Annotated in this window: 20 protein-coding genes; 11 read left to right on the forward strand and 9 right to left on the reverse strand. The window is 45.2% G+C overall.

Annotation, left to right across the window (positions count from 1 at the left end; all coding sequences use genetic code 11):
• Window positions 1–13: 13 nt before the first annotated feature.
• Together D0A37_RS14445 and ubiG are read right to left on the reverse strand one after the other, a co-directional pair.
• On the reverse strand, window positions 14–922 hold the full coding sequence (locus D0A37_RS14445) for an alpha/beta fold hydrolase (protein ID WP_242725230.1): 909 nt from the start codon (window positions 920–922) through the stop codon (window positions 14–16).
• 381 nt (window positions 923–1,303) lie between these two features.
• Entirely contained in the window at window positions 1,304–2,149 is an 846-nt protein-coding gene (ubiG, locus tag D0A37_RS14450) for a bifunctional 2-polyprenyl-6-hydroxyphenol methylase/3-demethylubiquinol 3-O-methyltransferase UbiG (protein WP_242725233.1), read from the reverse strand.
• Between the two features lie 229 nt (window positions 2,150–2,378).
• On the opposite strand from ubiG, the gene D0A37_RS14455 reads away from it, so the two are divergent.
• Complete coding sequence (locus tag D0A37_RS14455; protein ID WP_242725236.1) at window positions 2,379–3,110, forward strand: TIGR04283 family arsenosugar biosynthesis glycosyltransferase; 732 nt, start codon at window positions 2,379–2,381, stop codon at window positions 3,108–3,110.
• A gap of 14 nt (window positions 3,111–3,124) precedes the next feature.
• Here D0A37_RS14455 and D0A37_RS14460 read toward each other — a convergent pair whose 3' ends face one another.
• The 4 genes from D0A37_RS14460 to D0A37_RS14475 form a co-directional block, all read right to left on the reverse strand.
• Entirely contained in the window at window positions 3,125–4,177 is a 1,053-nt protein-coding gene (locus tag D0A37_RS14460) for an acyltransferase (RefSeq protein ID WP_242725239.1), read from the reverse strand.
• Between the two features lie 351 nt (window positions 4,178–4,528).
• Window positions 4,529–5,215 carry a TraB/GumN family protein gene (locus tag D0A37_RS14465; protein WP_242725242.1) on the reverse strand — a complete coding sequence of 229 codons (687 nt, stop codon included), beginning with the start codon at window positions 5,213–5,215 and terminating at the stop codon, window positions 4,529–4,531.
• Entirely contained in the window at window positions 5,098–5,676 is a 579-nt protein-coding gene (gene coaD / locus D0A37_RS14470; RefSeq protein WP_242725245.1) for a pantetheine-phosphate adenylyltransferase, read from the reverse strand. Before coaD ends, D0A37_RS14465 begins: the two co-directional genes overlap by 118 nt.
• A 166-nt stretch (window positions 5,677–5,842) precedes the next feature.
• On the reverse strand, window positions 5,843–6,670 hold the full coding sequence (locus D0A37_RS14475; protein WP_242725248.1) for a M15 family metallopeptidase: 828 nt from the start codon (window positions 6,668–6,670) through the stop codon (window positions 5,843–5,845).
• Window positions 6,671–6,725: 55 nt separating this feature from the next.
• Between D0A37_RS14475 and D0A37_RS14480 the strand changes: the two genes are divergently transcribed.
• The 4 genes from D0A37_RS14480 (at window position 6,726) to D0A37_RS14495 (ending at window position 9,635) form a co-directional block, all read left to right on the forward strand.
• Complete coding sequence (locus tag D0A37_RS14480) at window positions 6,726–6,962, forward strand: hypothetical protein (RefSeq protein WP_242725250.1); 237 nt, start codon at window positions 6,726–6,728, stop codon at window positions 6,960–6,962.
• 155 nt (window positions 6,963–7,117) lie between these two features.
• Window positions 7,118–8,908, forward strand: coding sequence for a translational GTPase TypA (gene typA / locus D0A37_RS14485; RefSeq protein ID WP_242725252.1), 1,791 nt, complete (start codon window positions 7,118–7,120; stop codon window positions 8,906–8,908).
• Between the two features lie 239 nt (window positions 8,909–9,147).
• Entirely contained in the window at window positions 9,148–9,369 is a 222-nt protein-coding gene (locus D0A37_RS14490) for a hypothetical protein (RefSeq protein WP_242725254.1), read from the forward strand.
• Entirely contained in the window at window positions 9,369–9,635 is a 267-nt protein-coding gene (locus tag D0A37_RS14495; RefSeq protein WP_242725256.1) for a Txe/YoeB family addiction module toxin, read from the forward strand. The genes D0A37_RS14490 and D0A37_RS14495 overlap by 1 nt, the downstream gene beginning before the upstream one ends.
• A gap of 65 nt (window positions 9,636–9,700) precedes the next feature.
• Here D0A37_RS14495 and D0A37_RS14500 read toward each other — a convergent pair whose 3' ends face one another.
• The gene (locus tag D0A37_RS14500) at window positions 9,701–10,864 is read right to left on the reverse strand and encodes a tetratricopeptide repeat protein (RefSeq protein ID WP_242725257.1); all 1,164 of its coding nucleotides are present in this window, start codon (window positions 10,862–10,864) and stop codon (window positions 9,701–9,703) included.
• A 161-nt stretch (window positions 10,865–11,025) separates the two neighbouring features.
• Here D0A37_RS14500 and D0A37_RS14505 point away from each other — a divergent pair, with 161 nt between their 5' ends.
• The 4 genes from D0A37_RS14505 (at window position 11,026) to D0A37_RS14520 (ending at window position 13,260) form a co-directional block, all read left to right on the forward strand.
• On the forward strand, window positions 11,026–11,571 hold the full coding sequence (locus D0A37_RS14505; protein WP_242725260.1) for a hypothetical protein: 546 nt from the start codon (window positions 11,026–11,028) through the stop codon (window positions 11,569–11,571).
• Window positions 11,572–11,708: 137 nt separating this feature from the next.
• A complete protein-coding gene (locus D0A37_RS14510) occupies window positions 11,709–12,581 on the forward strand; it encodes a ParA family protein (protein WP_242725262.1) in 873 nt (290 codons plus the stop codon).
• Complete coding sequence (locus tag D0A37_RS14515; RefSeq protein WP_242725264.1) at window positions 12,578–13,024, forward strand: hypothetical protein; 447 nt, start codon at window positions 12,578–12,580, stop codon at window positions 13,022–13,024. The genes D0A37_RS14510 and D0A37_RS14515 overlap by 4 nt, the downstream gene beginning before the upstream one ends.
• Window positions 13,025–13,092: 68 nt before the next feature.
• Window positions 13,093–13,260 carry a hypothetical protein gene (locus D0A37_RS14520; RefSeq protein WP_242725266.1) on the forward strand — a complete coding sequence of 56 codons (168 nt, stop codon included), beginning with the start codon at window positions 13,093–13,095 and terminating at the stop codon, window positions 13,258–13,260.
• 41 nt (window positions 13,261–13,301) lie between these two features.
• Here the strand turns inward: D0A37_RS14520 and D0A37_RS14525 are convergent, their stop codons facing one another.
• Both D0A37_RS14525 and hpsL read right to left on the reverse strand, forming a co-directional pair.
• Entirely contained in the window at window positions 13,302–13,568 is a 267-nt protein-coding gene (locus D0A37_RS14525) for a hypothetical protein (protein ID WP_242725267.1), read from the reverse strand.
• Between the two features lie 36 nt (window positions 13,569–13,604).
• A complete protein-coding gene (hpsL, locus tag D0A37_RS14530; protein ID WP_242725269.1) occupies window positions 13,605–15,269 on the reverse strand; it encodes a hormogonium polysaccharide biosynthesis protein HpsL in 1,665 nt (554 codons plus the stop codon).
• A 49-nt stretch (window positions 15,270–15,318) separates the two neighbouring features.
• On the opposite strand from hpsL, the gene D0A37_RS14535 reads away from it, so the two are divergent.
• Window positions 15,319–15,495 carry a hypothetical protein gene (locus D0A37_RS14535; protein WP_242725271.1) on the forward strand — a complete coding sequence of 59 codons (177 nt, stop codon included), beginning with the start codon at window positions 15,319–15,321 and terminating at the stop codon, window positions 15,493–15,495.
• Window positions 15,496–15,797: 302 nt separating this feature from the next.
• Window positions 15,798–16,499 carry an alpha/beta hydrolase gene (locus D0A37_RS14540; protein WP_242725273.1) on the forward strand — a complete coding sequence of 234 codons (702 nt, stop codon included), beginning with the start codon at window positions 15,798–15,800 and terminating at the stop codon, window positions 16,497–16,499.
• The last annotated feature ends 143 nt before the right edge of the window (window positions 16,500–16,642 follow it).

The raw sequence follows: 16,642 nt of genomic DNA on the forward strand, positions 1-16,642 counted from the left end.
GCGCACCTTAAGTTTATTTTTTTTGCGTGAGTCCGCTTTTGGTGATGAATTCTAAAATATGCTGGGCGGTAATCTGTGGCTTTTCTAAGTGGGGAACGTGCCCGCAGTCGGGTATCCAAATTAGTTGAGAATTGGCGATCGCCCTTGCAAACTTTTCCGCATCCGCCGTCCCCAAAATCCGGTCTTGTTTTCCCCACAAAATCAGTGTTTCCTGCTGAATTTGCGATAAGTTTGCCCCAAAACCTCCGTAACCGCCGCTTTTGGTAAACGCAATTAAAGCTTGATTCCAGTTGGGCATTTCCAAGTGCAAAGCAGCACAAGTTTGAGCATCTAGAGAAGCCAAATTTTTATCGAAATAAGCATTGATGCTAATTCGCTGGCGGATTTTGGGATTTCGCAAAAATGAAGTTGCCAAATATCCTAAAGGAGGAACTAAAAACTTTCCCTTATTAGAACTGATTGCAAAACCTGCGCTATCTATTAACACTAATTGTTTTACAGCTTGGGGATAATTGAGGGTGAAATCAATTGCTGCTGCACCTCCCATTGAAGCACCGACTAAGATTACAGGCTGCGAAATTAGCGTTTTCCAGAAATAGTAGAGGTGAGTGGCGATCGCCTTTGGACTGAATGCCAAACCCGTCGCTCTTTCTGTAAAGCCAAAACCCAACAAATCAACCGCCCAAGTTTCATTTTCGGCAGCCAGCAGCGGCAACAGGCGGCGGAATTCAAACAGGGAACTGTCGAACCCGTGAATTAGCAAAATAGGGGTGTTTCCGCTGCCTTGGCGCGCGTAGGTTGTGGCAATTGGCTGCTGGCTGAGGGGAGTTGTAATGGCTGCTTGTTGAATGCTTTGGGCTAAGGCAATTGAGGTAGATTCTGTGAGTTGTGCGATCGATTTTGGCAGAAAACTTGCTGGCATAATTCTTGATAAATTGTGAATCGGTAGGGGCGGCGCCACTGTGTTCGCCCTAACATTTAAGTATATATGCTTGCCCGATCGCTATTTTAGGAGTTGGGGCGATCAGTCCCTTAAAATTCGCTCGATACTCAGTATCCTTCAGCCCCGGCTTAGGTTTGTCGTGCGATCGCCAATATAGCAATTCTCAATTGCCCGCAATACAGTAAGGATACGGCGTCGTGCTGTGTCCCCACGGAATATCTGTATGCACTCCACAGGATAAGGTGTACCGCGACCTGCGTACCCTAAAAAATGCAATAGAGGCGGGTTTTAGCCGGATTTGTCGATCGCAAAAATCCGTCTCCAACTCGCCCCTAATGACAACAGTTAACAATTAACTGACTAATTCTTCGCCCCTACGCCAACATACATAATCGACTTATCCTCATTAATTTGGATTTTAAACAACCCTGATTTTTTGTAATCCATATAGTTAGCTAGATTAGATGTTAGAGTTTGAGATACTTGTTTTAAAATACTCGCCGAAGGAAAGACCTGCTTTCCGCGTGTAAAATCTTCCCAAAAACCGTGCATCTCGGCTAACATAGCGCCAATTTCGCCAAACATATCAAAACCTTTAATTTGAATATTGCCAAAACCAATATCCTGCATTACCACAGATAGTTCCTCCGGGGTAATAAACTTCTCCCAATCGTGAACGCCCCGCCTAATTTCCTGCAAAAAATTTTCCATCAGCCCAATCATCACAACTTGCGAGGAAAAAGTTCTGTTGATTGTGTCAAAAAAGAACAATCCCCCAGGCTTAAGAATCCTGTGAACCTCAGACACAACTTTTTTGTAATCGGCCACGTGTTCCAAAACATCGACGCAGATTACAACATCAAAGGTATTGTCAGGGTAGGGCATATTTTCGGCAAAACCTTGCCTGTAGTCAATCTCAAAACCGCTGGTAACTGCGTGATTTTGAGCTGCTACAATACATTTATCTGAGCGATCTATTCCAGAAACAATAGCGCCTCTCTCGGCCATAAACTCGCAAGAAAAGCCGCCGCCACACCCGACATCTAAGGTTTTCAGCCCTTGCCAGTTAGTCGCGTGTCTGTCGAAAAACTCAAATCTCGGTTTGTTGAGATGGTATAAGGCATAAATTTTAGCATTTTTGTCCCACCAATTATCGGCACTTTCATCATAAAATTCTAAATCATTTTTTACTTCTGTTTTCTGCACGATCTTCTCAGTCCTGATTAGTGGAAAATATAGATGGCGATTGTACTTTTGCGTGATTTTATAGGACTGACGCCAAAAAAACCAATTTCTGTAGAAAATCGGATGTTTCGTGACGAGTTCACAGGCAGACACCGGGTTTTTGAATCCGCGCGCGTAAGTTCTATTTTCTCGTGAGTTGTGAATTGCCACAGTTGTTTATTATAATATCTCTGGCATAAATTTCAACCAGATGGATCGCGTTTCTATTATCATCCCAGCCCTCAACGAAGCGACTTGCCTGGAACGCACCCTCCGCCAACTCAGCATTCTCAATCCTCCCGCTTGGGAAGTGTTGGTGGTAGACGGCGGCAGTCAAGACGAAACAGTGGCGATCGCACTTTCCGCCGCTACCCGCGTTATTTCTAGCAGTATAGCCGGACGATCCCTGCAAATGAACTTAGGTGCTCAAGTCGCCAGCGGTGAAATTCTGTGCTTTCTCCACGCCGATACTTTAGTTCCCGACGACATTGTAGCAGTCATCCAGAAAACATTGTCCGATGCCGAAATTGCCGGCGGCGGGTTTATCTCCCTGATGGCTGGTTCGCAGCAAACAAGATGGGGTTTTTCCCTCCACAATTACCTGAAAACTTATTACGCGCCACTGTTATTTCGACCTCATTTATTTTTCAAAGGATTACGCCTGCTGTTTGGCGACCAAGTTATTTTTTGCCGCCGTACCGATTTTTGGGAATGCGCTGGTTTCGATGCCGCGCTGCCAATTATGGAGGAAGCGGATTTGTGTTTGAAGTTAGTGCGACGGGGAAGACTTAAGTTAGTCAATCGGGTAGTGGAAAGTAGCGATCGTCGAGTTGCGAGTTGGGGCGAATTTAAAGCTATTGCCATCTATCTTGCGATTGGTTTTTTGTGGGGCTTTGGCGTTTCCCCAAGGTATCTCAAGCAGTTTTATGAAGACATCCGCTGAAACACAAAATCCGATTAAATTCCCAAAATGTACTGCCTGTAATTTTTAGGCAAAAGTTTTTCCAACAGATAAATAATCGCCCAACAACCTAACAGAGTCCCGGCAACTAAAAAGCCGAGCTTCAGCAGCGGATTTACCGGGTCAATAAACTTATAAAACACTAACAACACATATTTCACTACTGTCGAATCAAGGAGATATATAGGGAATGAGTAAGCAGCCAATATTTTGACTAACCCAGATACTCTACTGGGAAGTGCGATAGTCTTAGAAAATGCGAGGATCGATAATACGAACAAAATTGCGTATCCTTGAGCAGATAGTTTAAAAAACGATCGCAGAAACCATGCCTCCGAATTAACTCCACTTTTCAGGTAAAATTCCCCAATGCTAGCTAGATAAAAAAGGATCGTTGCCCCTAAAATTTGCATTTTTTTCCGTTCGAGAACGGGTTGAATTCTGTCGTACGAGCCACCCAACAATAGACCAGTTGAAAAGGGCAAAATCCAACTAAAAATCCAGCGCTCCATCAAAGGTAGAGGTATTGATAGGTATTGGAAAGCGGTTAAGTAGAAGAAGATTGTAAAAATTGTTTGAATTGTTAAGCCCAAAGCCAAAACTTTTCTGGGTTCTAAAAATCTTAATTTCACCAGAAGCCACCACCAGCCGTAGCATTGAACAATCACCACGATGAAGTAATAGGGAGGCATCACTGAACCCGTCAAGATATCTCTGAGTAATGAAAGGAAATCAAATTTTTGGATGTCTCCCAAATTATTTAAGATGTACACAGCTACTGACCAAAACAGATAAGGCGGTAGAATTTTTGACAGTCTTTTTTTGACTACCAGGGCGGGATTATTTTGATTTTCCCGTTTATTGGTGAGAAAAAAACCGCTCAACAGTAAAAATGCAGGTACGCAAAATAGTTGAAATGTATCGATCGCCACAAATAAAATTCTGCGATCGCGAAATGCGAAGAACCCAGCATGAGTAATCACAACACTGACGATCGCTAAAGCTCGGATCAAATCAAATTCAGCAAATCGATTAGAAACTTTTTGCATGGTTCAAATGAGATTGCCACAATTTGAATCAAATTAGGAATGTTTTGTCTGATCCAAAATCCGGGTTGGCTATCCCTTTTATCATTCGGCGGTTGAAATCGCTCAAGAGTCAAGGGAACTCCCCCCGCGCGCACTAGCGAGATAAAGGGGGTAATTAAGCCGGATTTGGTATGAAGATTAGGATACCATAAAATGTTATACTTGCTTTGATATTCACAAAAGTTATGTCGGCAAAAATAAGTCACCGACTGCTGGGATTGAGGAATAAAAACTATAGAGACTATTGCGAAAAAAAATCTACCTAAATTAGGTAGACTTTTAGAAATGTTCAAGGAATGAGTTCACTGTTGGCTAACCGTTGCTGTGAGGAATGTGCGACGCAGAAACACTATCCAACTGATCGCGTCCGTTGCGGATCACGCGCAGCATATCGCTCAACTTGTGCTCGATATTATCGAGCACTTGGTCAGCATAATCATCGGCTCCGTTTTGAATTTCCTCGCATTCAGCCATCGCCCTGACTCTCATCTCTTCCAATTCCTCTTGAGCCTGGTAGCGAATTTGTTCAACTTCCGCCAGCGTGGCCTGCTGAATTGCCTCGCAGTCGAGCAAAACTTGCTGTCGTAACTGATCGGCTTCTATCTTCGCCTGCTGGAGCAGGCCCATATCATTTAAAAGTTCTGCAGCTCGCTGTTCTGCTGCTTCTATCACTTCCTGAGCGTAAAGTTCCGCCTCTTGAAGCAAGTCGTCCTTGTGCCGGATGATTGTCTCGGCTTCCTGAAAGGCGATCGGCAAATTTAGCCTCACCAAGTCTAACTGATCGAGCAACTGTTCTTCATCCACCAGAGTGCGTCTGGTCATGGGAATTCGTGGACTGTCGAGAACGATTTCCTCAAGCCGGTTCAATTCCCGCTGGATGTCTACTCCTGCGGTTCGGGTGGGGTCTCCGAAGGCGGATGTGTTCTGAGGTGATTCGTTATCAGTGCCGCGTCCGGTACTGTCGGGTTCGATGCGAGTTGGTTCCTGCTGGCGTAACATTTGTAAATATCTAGGGCGACGTGTTTCGGAACAAGATGATCTACGGAGCCACCAAACTTGGCTATTTCTTTAACTACACTACTACTTAAAAAGCTGTACTCGTTAGAAGTTGCCAAAAAAACTGTTTCAATTTCACCCAGAAGGGTTTTATTGGTGTGGGCCATCTGGAGTTCCATTTCAAAATCTGTTAGTACCCGGAGCCCCCGCAGCAGCACTTTGGCTTGTCGAATCTTAGCATAGTTTACTGTCAAACCCTCAAAACTGTCTACTTCAACATTCGGCAAATGTTGGGTAGAGCGCAGGATCTGCTCGATCCGTTCCTCTACGGTGAAGAGAGGGGTTTTGCTGGGGTTTCTGACTACGGTAACAATTACCCGGTCAAACAGTTTAGATCCCCGCTCGATAATGTCTGCGTGACCGAAGGTAATGGGATCAAAGCTGCCTGGATAGATTGCAATCACGAGTTTGGCCCAACGGAGTGGGGGAGTGGGGGGAAGTGGGGGAATGGGAGAGTGGGTAGAGTGGGGCAGTAGGAGAGTGGGAGAGTGGCAAAGCCGGAGATGTGGAAAATCTTCCTTCTTCCTTCTTCCTTCTTCCTTCTTCCCTCTTCCTTCTTCCTTCTTGCCTCTACTTTTTCATGGAATGAGCTTTGTAGAAAGTTTCGAGGCTTTGCTTGTCGCCCACAAACCGCCAATGCCAAGGCTCGTAACTGACGCCTTGGCGATTGTTTTTGGGGAAGGACATTTCAAAGCTGAAGGCGACGGCGTTGGCTTCTAACCACTCGAATGCTTGGGTATTTTCAAAACTGGGGCTGAGGTTGTGTTCCGGGGCGCTGCCGTCGCCAATGTCGATCGCGTAACCGGTGTGGTGTTCGCTGTAACCTGGAGGGGCGCTGACTTCGGCTCGCTTGCTGGCGTTTTGCCTGCGTTCGGCTTTCACGTCAAAAAATACGTGCTGTTGGTCTTGCAGGGAGCGAAAGCCAGATATGGGAGCGAAATAGACGCCTGATGCGGCAGCGGCGTTGGCCATTTCCTGATATTTTGCTGCTGCTGAGGAGCGGAGTTTGACGCTACCGTCGGAAGTGACGCTTACCAAGTCTTTGGCTGGTGCTTCTGGGTACGGCAAGTGTCCCAGCAGGTTTTCTGGGACTGCGGGGACTTTTGGAGTGGTAGCTGGACTCGGGACAGACGGAGACGCGGAACTGGTCGGCGCTGGGTTTTGTTGAGTTTGCTCTGCCTGACTCGTGGCTGGGAACAAGTTAAAGTTGAGGTGCAGCCAGATGCTGACCCCAAAGGCTAATGCGGCCAACCCTAGCAGTTTCCAAATCAGCCCTTTTTTCTTAGACTGACTCTGCCCTGCTTCTGGGTATGGGTGATCTCGCACTGCTTCTGGAATTTCGTCGGCGACAAGCTCCGAGGCTTGCGGGGGTTTTCTTGACAGACTAGCGTTATCCAAGCCAGCTCCACTCCTGCACTTCAATAAGGCTCAACGTTAAAAATTGTAGACTGATATGGGCGATCGAACAGCTACAATTGCCGCTGAGAATATATCATCTCTTTCACACTTCGCCCTGTCCCATCCGCCAACTCTCGAATCTGTTGCTTGGGCGATCGTAATTGCCGATCGTCCTGCGAGGCCGAACTGGTTGGCGCTGGTAGCGCTGGTTTATTTTAAGTGTAATTTGTTACTGTTCCACAAAATCCAACAATTCTTCGATCGACACATCAAGCGTCCGGGTCAATTTTAGCAGATCACCGATGTCAGCCATTGCCATACCGGGCGATCGGGCATAACTTTTCAGCGCACTCCCATCTTAAAGCCGCGCCCGATCGGCCCTTGACTCAATGCGCTACAATTATTAAGAAATCTTTAGTTAGATCCGTTTAACGTTCCAGACGCATTATGAGTCTTCCCATTCGCAACGTCGCCATCATTGCTCACGTCGATCACGGCAAAACCACCCTTGTGGACGCTCTCCTCAGACAGTCCGGGATCTTCCGCGAAGGGGAAGAAATCCCAGATTGCGTCATGGACTCCAACGACATCGAGCGCGAGCGTGGCATTACCATCCTTTCCAAAAACACCGCTGTCAGGTACGGAGAAACCCTGATCAACATCGTCGATACCCCCGGACACGCGGACTTCGGCGGAGAAGTCGAACGAGTTCTCGGCATGGTTGACGGCTGTCTGCTGATCGTAGACGCCAACGAAGGCCCGATGCCGCAAACGCGGTTCGTGCTCAAAAAAGCCCTAGAAAAAGGACTACGCCCGATCGTCTTTGTGAATAAGATCGATCGCGAGCGAGCCGACCCCCACAAAGCCGTCGATAAAGTTTTGGATCTGTTCCTCGAACTAGGCGCTGACGACGATCAGTGCGAATTTCCCTATCTCTTCGGTTCCGGCTTAAGCGGTTACGCCAAAAAACACCTCGAAGACGAAGGGGTAGATATGAAGCCCCTCTTTGAAGAAATCCTCGACCACGTACCACCCCCCGTAGGCGACCCCAATAAGCCACTACAACTGCAAGTAACCACCTTAGATTACTCAGAATACGTCGGTCGCATCGTCATCGGCCGCATCCACAACGGCACGATTAGAATCGGTCAACAAGCAGTCTTAATCACCGAAAGTGGCGCGATTGTCAAATCAAAAATTACCAAACTGATGGGCTTTGAAGGCCTGAAGCGGATTGATATCCCAGAATCTTCTGCTGGTAATCTTGTCGCCGTTGCTGGTTTTGCTGATGCGTATATTGGCGAGACAATTACCTGCCCCAACGACCCGCAAGCGCTACCTTTAATCAAAGTAGACGAACCAACTTTGCAGATGACTTTCTCTGTGAACGATTCGCCGTTCTGCGGTCAAGAAGGTAGTTTGGTAACATCGCGTCAAATTCGCGATCGGCTAATGCGAGAACTCCAAACCAACGTCGCCTTGCGCGTCGAAGAAACCGAATCTCCCGACAAATTCCTCGTATCCGGCCGTGGCGAACTCCACCTGGGAATCCTGATCGAAAATATGCGTCGCGAAGGATACGAATTCCAAGTATCTCAACCGCAAGTAATCTTCCGCGAAGTCGGCGGTCGTCCCTGCGAACCTTTTGAATGTTTGGTGTTAGACGTACCCGAAGAAGCAGTCGGCGGCTGCATCGAACGCCTCGGTCAGCGGAAAGCAGAAATGCAAGATATGCACGTCAGCAGCACCGGTCGCACCCAAATCGAATTTTCAGTCCCCGCTCGCGGTTTGATTGGATTCCGAGGCGAGTTTATGCGCTTAACTCGCGGCGCTGGAATTATGAACCACAGCTTCCTCGACTATCGCCCCCTCGGTGGAGAAATTGTCGCCCGTCGCAACGGAGTATTGATTTCCTTTGAAGAAGGAGTTGCAACTACTTATTCACTGAAAAATGCTGAAGACCGTGGCGTATTTTTCATTACCCCCGGAACCAAGGTTTACAGAGGGATGATTATCGGAGAAAACAACCGAGATGAAGACATGGAGCTGAATATTTGCAAGTCGAAGCAGTTGACAAACCACCGCGCATCTGGCGGTGAAGAATTGGCGCAATTGCAAGCACCAGTCGATATGAGTTTGGAACGCGCTTTGGAGTACATCGGCCAGGATGAATTGGTGGAAGTAACGCCAAAATCTATTCGCCTGCGGAAGGTTTCTAAGAAGTTGGTGAAACGCTAAAAAAAATATTTTTAGGGTGGGGTATAAATCCCCATCCTAAAAATCTCACTGGCCACTGTCAACTGTTTAAGAAGGTTAGTTGGAGGAAACAAGAGCTCGTGGGAGGGGTTCTGAGAATTCAATTGGATTTAGGGGAGTTGATTGAGGTTGAGGTTTAGGTGGTGGCTATGCTATATTTACATAGCAAGTCATCAGACTAAAAACGCTATAATTATCGCAATCAAAAATAGGTAAAAACGATGTCAACAGTTTATCGTTTAAAAGCCAGCGAACTAGATCGTAAATTTTTAGAACAAATCAAAGCGATTTTTGGAGATAAAGAGATTGAAATAATTGTCTCAGAATGCGATGAAACCGAATATCTTTTGAAATCGGAAGCCAATAAAAACAAACTGTTGAAAGCTATTGAAAATCTTAAAGATAGACAAAATTTAGTTGAAGTCGATCTACAGGATTTGTAATGAGCAGAAGAATTATTTTTGAATCTTCTGCTTTTGCAGATTTTAATGAATGGTCAAAATTAGACAAAAAGATTTATCGCAAAATTGTAGAACTGATTAAAGATATAGATCGATCGCCCTTTGAAGGATTGGGCAAACCTGAACCTCTGAAATACGAGTTAAGTGGTTTTTGGTCGAGGCGCATTGATAACGAACACCGTTTGGTTTACCAAGTTACCGAGGTCGAAATTGCGATCGCAGCTTGTAGGAATCATTACAGTGAATAGTATATTTGAAGCTTTAAGCAATGTAGCGATCGCTCTTTTTATCAATTTACTGAATGCGGTCGCTCTCAATCTTCTTGCTGAAGTTCTTCTATTAGATTAAGTACCTTTTGGTAATTTTCTTGTTTTCCCTGCACCCGATATAAATTTTTAGCAGTGTGAAAATCCTCATCTCCTCTGTGGGAATCGCCCAGTTCATAGTGGACAATGCCTCGGTTGTAATAAGCTTCAGCAAAGTCTCGTTTAAGCTCAATTGCCTGGTTATAATCCTCAAGCGCTTTCTCTTTGTTCCCCAAGCTATAGTGAATAACCCCCAGGTTGTAGAATATTTTAGGATTATTAAGATTCAGCTGAGCTGCCAGGGTATAATCTTCAAGCGCTCTTTCCAGATTTCCGGATTCCAAGTAGACATGACCTCGATTATTCCAAGCAAGGGCATAATCAGGATTTAGTTCAATTGCTTGGGTGAAATCTTTAAGTGCCCCTGGCACATCCCCCATTTGTAAACGAGCAAAACCTCGGCTATTGTAGGCTTGATGATTGTTAGGATCTAGTTGAATTGCTCGGCTGTGATCTGCCTGTGCTCCTCGGTAATCACGTAATTCACAAGAAATAATACCCCCGTTTTGGTGAAAATCTGAACACTTAGGATTGAGCAATATCGCCTCTGTGTAATCTTCAATTGCTCCCGGAAAGTCTCCTAGTTCATAGCGAACATTAGCCCGGTTATTGTAGGCATCTGCATAATTAGGATTGAGCTTAATTGCTCGATTGAAATTTTCAAGAGCTCCCTCAAAATCTCTTTCCTTAGCCTTGTTTATTCCCAGTTCATCGAAATCCTCAGCAGAGATCGGAGAGTGCGATCGCACCCTCTCGACCACAACCTCGTCACAAAAGTTGTCCAGCACTTCCTCAATTTGCTCAGGTTCAGCATTTGCAGGTTGTGTGTTCCTTGATTCTTTCTGTTCTAGCTTCGATTCAGGTGGACTGATAGGAGAATCGACTATTTTTATTGTTTGCCAATCTAAGTCTAACTTTTTACAAATATTAACAAAAATTTTGCGGTCAACGGTCTTGCCATTAAAAAAATTTACAACAGGCTGACGACTTATGGTTAATTCCTCTTCCAAATTATCATAAGTCCAAACCTTGTGTGTCAAAGCTATTCTGGCTTGTTCGATGCCTGCTACAGATGCTATGAGCGATCTCTTTGCCCGCGGTCTGTTTGCCATAGTCTCACTACCCTATTTGTGACCATTTTAGCTGATGCTATTAAAAATTATATCCAACTCATACCAAAGTCATCCCTTACTTAGGCTGAACTTTAAAAGTGTGACTGCGAAGCTAGGGATGTAGTGATTCACTACTCAAAACTTAGCTGACGGAATTAATCATGTACAACAATAATCAGCACAACGAAGCCGAATACTCCCAGCCACTACCCCCGCTTTCCCAAAAACAGGAATACGACTTCCAAACTCAAAAGAAAGTAGGAAAGACAGGAGAGGCGATCGTAGACCAGTGGTTGCAGATTCATGGCTATCGCATTGAAGATGTCTCAGATTTGCCACAGTACCAGAAAGCAGGTATTGACCGCGTACTAATTCGCCCAAACGGTTCAACTGCAACTGCTGAGTACAAGACTGATATAAAAGCCAAGCAAACTGGAAACTTGTTTTTTGAAGCTTGTGACGATCGCAACCGTCCCTGTTGGGGATGGACCTCGCAAGCCGATCTCTGGATATTTTTCATTCCTCAACAGGAGATATTGGTCGTCGAACCGGGTAAATTCAGGTTGTTAGTTTCGCAACAACAGCCAGAACTCCCGCAGAAAGTAGTACCAAATCGAGGCTACAGTGTAACTGGATTACCTGTTCCATTAGTAAAGGTGCGGAATATTGCTAGTCACGTTTTCAAGTTTCCTGACGTTCTTTTCTAAAAAGAGACTCGCTGTTAATCTGGCGATCGCCTTGAGTAGGCGATCGCCATTATTCGAGTAATAATACTTAGCAAACGCTAATTGGGCGATCGTTATGTTTTAATAAAAAATTGAGCAAAATCCAAACAAAGCCAGCCATGAGTCCTAAATCAATAGCCGTAATCAACTTCAAAGGCGGTGTCGGAAAGACTACCGTCACTTGGAGTCTGGGAAATATTATATCCCAAGGAACCGACTTAGAAGTCTTGATGTTAGACTTAGATCCGCAAATGTCGCTCACGGAGGCGATCGGACTTAACGAAAATACAGGTCATTTAGATGACAAATTTGGTAAGTGGTACGAAAAATCTCTCAAGCATAGACTTACAATTTACGACGCTCTAGAAGTCTTTAAAAAAGCCGGACAAAACTTTAAATTTCCCGTTGGTTTCGACACCATTTATCAGATTGACGAACAGTTGCATTTTGTCCCTTCAGTTGAAGAATTGTATTGGTTAGATATCGATGGATTTGAGGGGAAAAGTGTTAAAGACTTCATCCGGAGATTCATCGGCAAAATCGCCAACTCTGCCAATCTACCCAAATATGACTTGATGCTTTTTGACTGTTCACCTTCCTTCAGCCTCCTCACCTACAGCGTACTCTCTTGCTGCGACTTAATATTAATTCCCGTCAATCCCGATTATTTTGGTTCTAGGGGATTGAGTTTAGTTTTAAACTCGCTTCAGAAGCGGATTGAGCCTTATCCGTTTCCCAAGATTGCAGTGTTTATGAATAAAGCTAAAATCTATGGAGGATTGCTAACAAATGAAGTTCAGTTTTACATGAGAGAAGTAAAGAGACTTTGCGATGAGATATCAAAAGATAATAACATAGAAGTTAGATTTTTAGAATCGACGATTCGCGAAAGCGTCGGGCTAAAACGGGCGATTAATGAGGGAGAACTGCCGCGAGAATTAGTTAGAGAATTTGAAAAACTATGGCGCGAGTGTGAGGAGTATCTGAAATGAGTAAAAAAGAAATTTTGGCTGCTTCCGAACAAGAAAGCGGGGGGTTAGTTGAGGAAATTGGCGAACTTAAGGAAATCTTGCGGGACGTTGCTCGAAAATTAACCCGGCTTGAGACTCAAGTCAAGCGGGGAGTGATTTCTGCTGGCTCAAAAACTTCGGATATTTCCAGTGGTGCTGAGGTTAATAAACCTGCTAATTTATCGGCGAGAAATGTTCTAGAAGTTTATGAAGAACTGCGTTTACAAGCTAAGAATGGTAATGAAGAAGAGGTGAGGAAAAAATTGTTGGCAATGAGTGCAACTGACTTGAACTTGATGTGTTGCGAGTTAGGGATGCCACCCAGCAGCAAGAATCCGTCCCGCAAAAAAATGTTAGAGCTAATTATTGGCAGAATTAAACAGAGTTTGAGGCTGTCGAGACATATAGACCGACAAACACTTTGAAAATTAGCAGATGAATCGATAAAATGCGTTTTAACTTGCATTTTCCGCTGCGATATGGAACAGGCAAGATGCCCGTTCCACAAATGCCGGTTCCACAAGAGTTGAAGTTTAGTGTGGTGTGGGCATCTTGCCCGCCCCTGAAAAACTTGTTGCAAATTCTGCAACTTTTCAGCTTCCAGCGGGAGAGTTCAACAATCAAAAACTCTACACACTTAATTCTGACGGGAACCAGCTAAATCAACTAGATTCTCGGCTAAAACCGTCGGAAGTTTCAGAATTAGCTTGGTCTAGTGACAGCCAGCAAATCGCTTTTATATTTAACGAAATCCAAGGAGAAAAAAGCAACTTGTATGTAATTAATCGCGATGGTTCGGTCTTGAATAAATTGACAAACGACCAGGATTTGAATGCTAGCCATCCGGTTTGGCAACCGCAGTAAAGTTAAGATCCACAATATGCTGTAGGGGTGGGTTTTAGCACAGATAAACCCAGAACGGCGGGCTACATTTGCACCGCCTTGGAGCGAAAGCAGGTTACGGGACAAGAAAGCATCCACCAAACTCAACACACAAAACTATTCTCAAATTGGGGAAGATGCAATAATTTTTTTCTCCTTTAATGGCTGGTGAACTTGCAATTCATTTGACTCAACTTCCTGGTGTTTTTCATCCTGCACCTGTTTATCAATTTTGGGCAACTTTAAAATCGCCCCAGCTAAAACCCAATAATACACGGACACTGGATCTACATCCAGCGGATAGTATTGAGTATTGATCGTAATAAATGCAACAAACACCCAAAAACTAGCTCCGTAACTCCGCAAACTTTTATCCTTGACAGATCGGTAAGCTCTAAAAGTTAGAAAAGCTAAGTGTAAAAGCATGAGCTGAAAACTAATCATTCCCGGATAACCGAGTTCGTAGATCAACTTAGGTTGGAAAGTTTCAATTAGCTGCGTGGTTCCAAATATTCTCGTTGAATTAGTCGCTCGTCCCACACCTCTACCGAGAGGTTTGTCAATGATAAAATTGTTGCTCTGCTCGAACTGATTAAAGAGAAACTGCTGGGGCGGTGCAGCATTCCAGCGACTCACAAAACTCTCCCAGCGCTGCTCCATAATTCCCGGGTTAATGGCTGCACCGACAAACAGCAGAATCGCCAGTCCTGCACCGATGGGAATAAATCGTTTTAAATTAACTAATTGACCGGTCAGGACTAGCAGGATTGCGGTAGCAACTGGAACCATAACTAAAGCAGCTCTTTGACCGGAAATAACTGCATTGGCAAATACTAAAGCCATGCCAAATAAACCGATAAGTCGCCACCAGAATGAAGGATCGCAAAAGGCAGAAGCAAAGGTTAAAAAAGCATTAGAAATTAAAAACCACGCCCACTGCCAAGGCGCGACAAAAGTTCCCGGCAAGCGCACAAACTTGACTTCTGGACTAAACACCAAAGAACCGCCGACAAAACATCTAGCTTCCAGCGTTGCTTTATATAATTCTGCTCCGGTCATTCCTCTGGTTCCCGCACACTTTCCACTTTGCAGCAACAGGTACTGAATCAAACCGAGGAGGCAGCAAACGATCGCCAAAACGATGTGCATTCGACTAAAAAATACCAAATCCTTCTTAGTGCGGAGCAGATAATAGGTACAGGCCATCAGCGGTATGTAACCTATCAATACTTTTAAGCCGAGAATTCCTTGCAGAATTGGTTTGTCGCCCTTCATAGGGTTGAGCTGCATCTCCCCGTTCACAAAAATCAAAGTCAGCATTGCCATCATCAACAGGATGCTGAAGGTAGAAACCATTTCTTTGGGAATGAAGACGGGCAACTGTTTCTTTTTGCAGCTTTGAATTAGGGCGATGAGAGCTGGTATGTAGAAAGCATCTTTGGCTACTTGAAATGCAGCATTCCCGCCACCAATTGCGTAAGTAATTGTGCCACTGAAAGGCAGGTAAATTAGAAAAGTCCACAAAGCTTGACGGGGGTATTTGTAGGAAAGCAGCAAGATGGCTGCGGCTGCGCCTCCTGCAATAGCAATCTTAGGGCCGGCTACGAACAACAGGGGAATGCTGAGAGCAACGGTGACTAAGCAGCTTATGGCGATCGCCTGCACCAGTTCATTGCGCTTTTCGGAAATTTTGCGTTTTTGTGCAGCTACTTCTTTTTTGCTTAGCGCTGTTGTTTTTTCGCTGTGCTTGTGTTTGGATTTCTTGGATTTGCGCTTGGTTTTCAACATATAGCAGAAGCAAGAAGGAAGAGGGAAGAAGGAAGATGGAAGAGGGAAGATGGAAGAGGGAAGAAGGAAGATGGAAGATGGAAGAGGAAGAGGGAAGAAGGAAGATGTAAGAGGGAAGAAGGAAGATGGAAGAGGGAAGAAGGAAGATGGAGGGAAGAAGGAAGATGGATTTAGTTGCCTAAGAGAGAAAGAAGAAGCAATCGAGCCCTTATGTTTGTGCAATTAAGAACGTCCTCCCGTGAGGGCAGTTCCTATAATTTTTATAAGGCACTTATTATGTAAAAGGCGGAAGACACTCTGATGTAGAAGGCAGGAGATGTAGAAGGTAGAAGGCAGAAGGAATAGAAGCGAACAGATTTCGGCAGATGTGGTTACTTATTCTTAAAGTCAAGATGAGAAAAAGTCTCGATCGAGATTGTGGGTGCGAGGCTGGCACAACTTACGCTCGCGAACTTGTAGAATATAACTGCTGCATCTATAATGTACAAATCTAGAAAAAATAATTTTAATCGATCGGTGAAACAGAATATGAAATTAACAAAATTTGTATCGATCGGCATTGCCATATTTTTAGGAGCAAGCGCGAGCGTATTATCTAGCAGCAGTAGAGCATTAGGGGCCGAAAAAGTTGTCCTCACATTTGGCCCGATCAGACAAGCCATCGATATCAGCGACTTAGAAGAATTTGCTAAAAACGGCACGACGACGCCAACCATCCAACAAATTATCCGGTTCTCCAAAATGGACGCGCAAATACTACGGGGGTTCATGGGTTTAGAAATTGGTTTAAAGCCTGCTAATCTGGCTAGGGTAGTTTACAGCACCCCGGGAGAAAAAATCACTGACGACATCGGTCAAGCCATTCGGACTCAGCGTCGCACAGAAAGCGGGAAAGCTCTGCGGGCAGCGGTGATGCTGGCATCCGGTGATGACGGTAAGGTATCGCTGCTGGAAATCCTGAAAAAGTATCCTCTCAACGAGGTTTACGTAGATGTGGCCAGCGTTCGCACCGCTGTTGGGAGAGTTCAGAGTATAGCCGGAACTCTGCAAAGCCTGCTTCAAGATGTGAGGCGATCGACAACTCGCACCACTGAAACAAATCCCACCGAAAGTCCGATCGAACCTCGCCGCAGCGTGCAGCCAACCACTCCGCCTCCAGCGCCGCGCCGCGCCGCCCCCTTGCCAGCACCCGCACCGCAGCCTGTGGCGCCGGTCAGAGGTCTTTGGTAAAAAAAATCATAAATGTGTCCCAAAGGCGGGTTGAAGCGGCTGCTGTGGCATTCTGCCCACACTTTTGAGACTACACCCGCCCCCGCCCTAGTCCTATCCCAACCCCCAAAAGGGTTAGGACTTTTGTGAAAACTCCCAAAGCA

Origin of the sequence: Microcoleus vaginatus HSN003, assembly GCF_022701255.1 — a bacterium.
GTDB lineage: Bacteria > Cyanobacteriota > Cyanobacteriia > Cyanobacteriales > Microcoleaceae > Microcoleus > Microcoleus vaginatus_B.

What these genes read in the sequence shown, in the direction of transcription:
- D0A37_RS14445 (WP_242725230.1), bottom strand. Translation starts at nt 922, where the DNA reads ATGCCAGCAAGTTTTCTGCCAAAATCGATCGCACAACTCACAGAATCT.
- D0A37_RS14455 (WP_242725236.1), top strand. Translation starts at nt 2,379, where the DNA reads ATGGATCGCGTTTCTATTATCATCCCAGCCCTCAACGAAGCGACTTGC.
- D0A37_RS14460 (WP_242725239.1), bottom strand. Translation starts at nt 4,177, where the DNA reads ATGCAAAAAGTTTCTAATCGATTTGCTGAATTTGATTTGATCCGAGCT.
- D0A37_RS14465 (WP_242725242.1), bottom strand. Translation starts at nt 5,215, where the DNA reads ATGTTACGCCAGCAGGAACCAACTCGCATCGAACCCGACAGTACCGGA.
- D0A37_RS14480 (WP_242725250.1), top strand. Translation starts at nt 6,726, where the DNA reads ATGGGCGATCGAACAGCTACAATTGCCGCTGAGAATATATCATCTCTT.
- typA (WP_242725252.1), top strand. Translation starts at nt 7,118, where the DNA reads ATGAGTCTTCCCATTCGCAACGTCGCCATCATTGCTCACGTCGATCAC.
- D0A37_RS14490 (WP_242725254.1), top strand. Translation starts at nt 9,148, where the DNA reads ATGTCAACAGTTTATCGTTTAAAAGCCAGCGAACTAGATCGTAAATTT.
- D0A37_RS14495 (WP_242725256.1), top strand. Translation starts at nt 9,369, where the DNA reads ATGAGCAGAAGAATTATTTTTGAATCTTCTGCTTTTGCAGATTTTAAT.
- D0A37_RS14500 (WP_242725257.1), bottom strand. Translation starts at nt 10,864, where the DNA reads ATGGCAAACAGACCGCGGGCAAAGAGATCGCTCATAGCATCTGTAGCA.
- D0A37_RS14505 (WP_242725260.1), top strand. Translation starts at nt 11,026, where the DNA reads ATGTACAACAATAATCAGCACAACGAAGCCGAATACTCCCAGCCACTA.
- D0A37_RS14510 (WP_242725262.1), top strand. Translation starts at nt 11,709, where the DNA reads ATGAGTCCTAAATCAATAGCCGTAATCAACTTCAAAGGCGGTGTCGGA.
- D0A37_RS14515 (WP_242725264.1), top strand. Translation starts at nt 12,578, where the DNA reads ATGAGTAAAAAAGAAATTTTGGCTGCTTCCGAACAAGAAAGCGGGGGG.
- D0A37_RS14520 (WP_242725266.1), top strand. Translation starts at nt 13,093, where the DNA reads ATGCCCGTTCCACAAATGCCGGTTCCACAAGAGTTGAAGTTTAGTGTG.
- hpsL (WP_242725269.1), bottom strand. Translation starts at nt 15,269, where the DNA reads ATGTTGAAAACCAAGCGCAAATCCAAGAAATCCAAACACAAGCACAGC.
- D0A37_RS14535 (WP_242725271.1), top strand. Translation starts at nt 15,319, where the DNA reads ATGGAAGAGGGAAGAAGGAAGATGGAAGATGGAAGAGGAAGAGGGAAG.
- D0A37_RS14540 (WP_242725273.1), top strand. Translation starts at nt 15,798, where the DNA reads ATGAAATTAACAAAATTTGTATCGATCGGCATTGCCATATTTTTAGGA.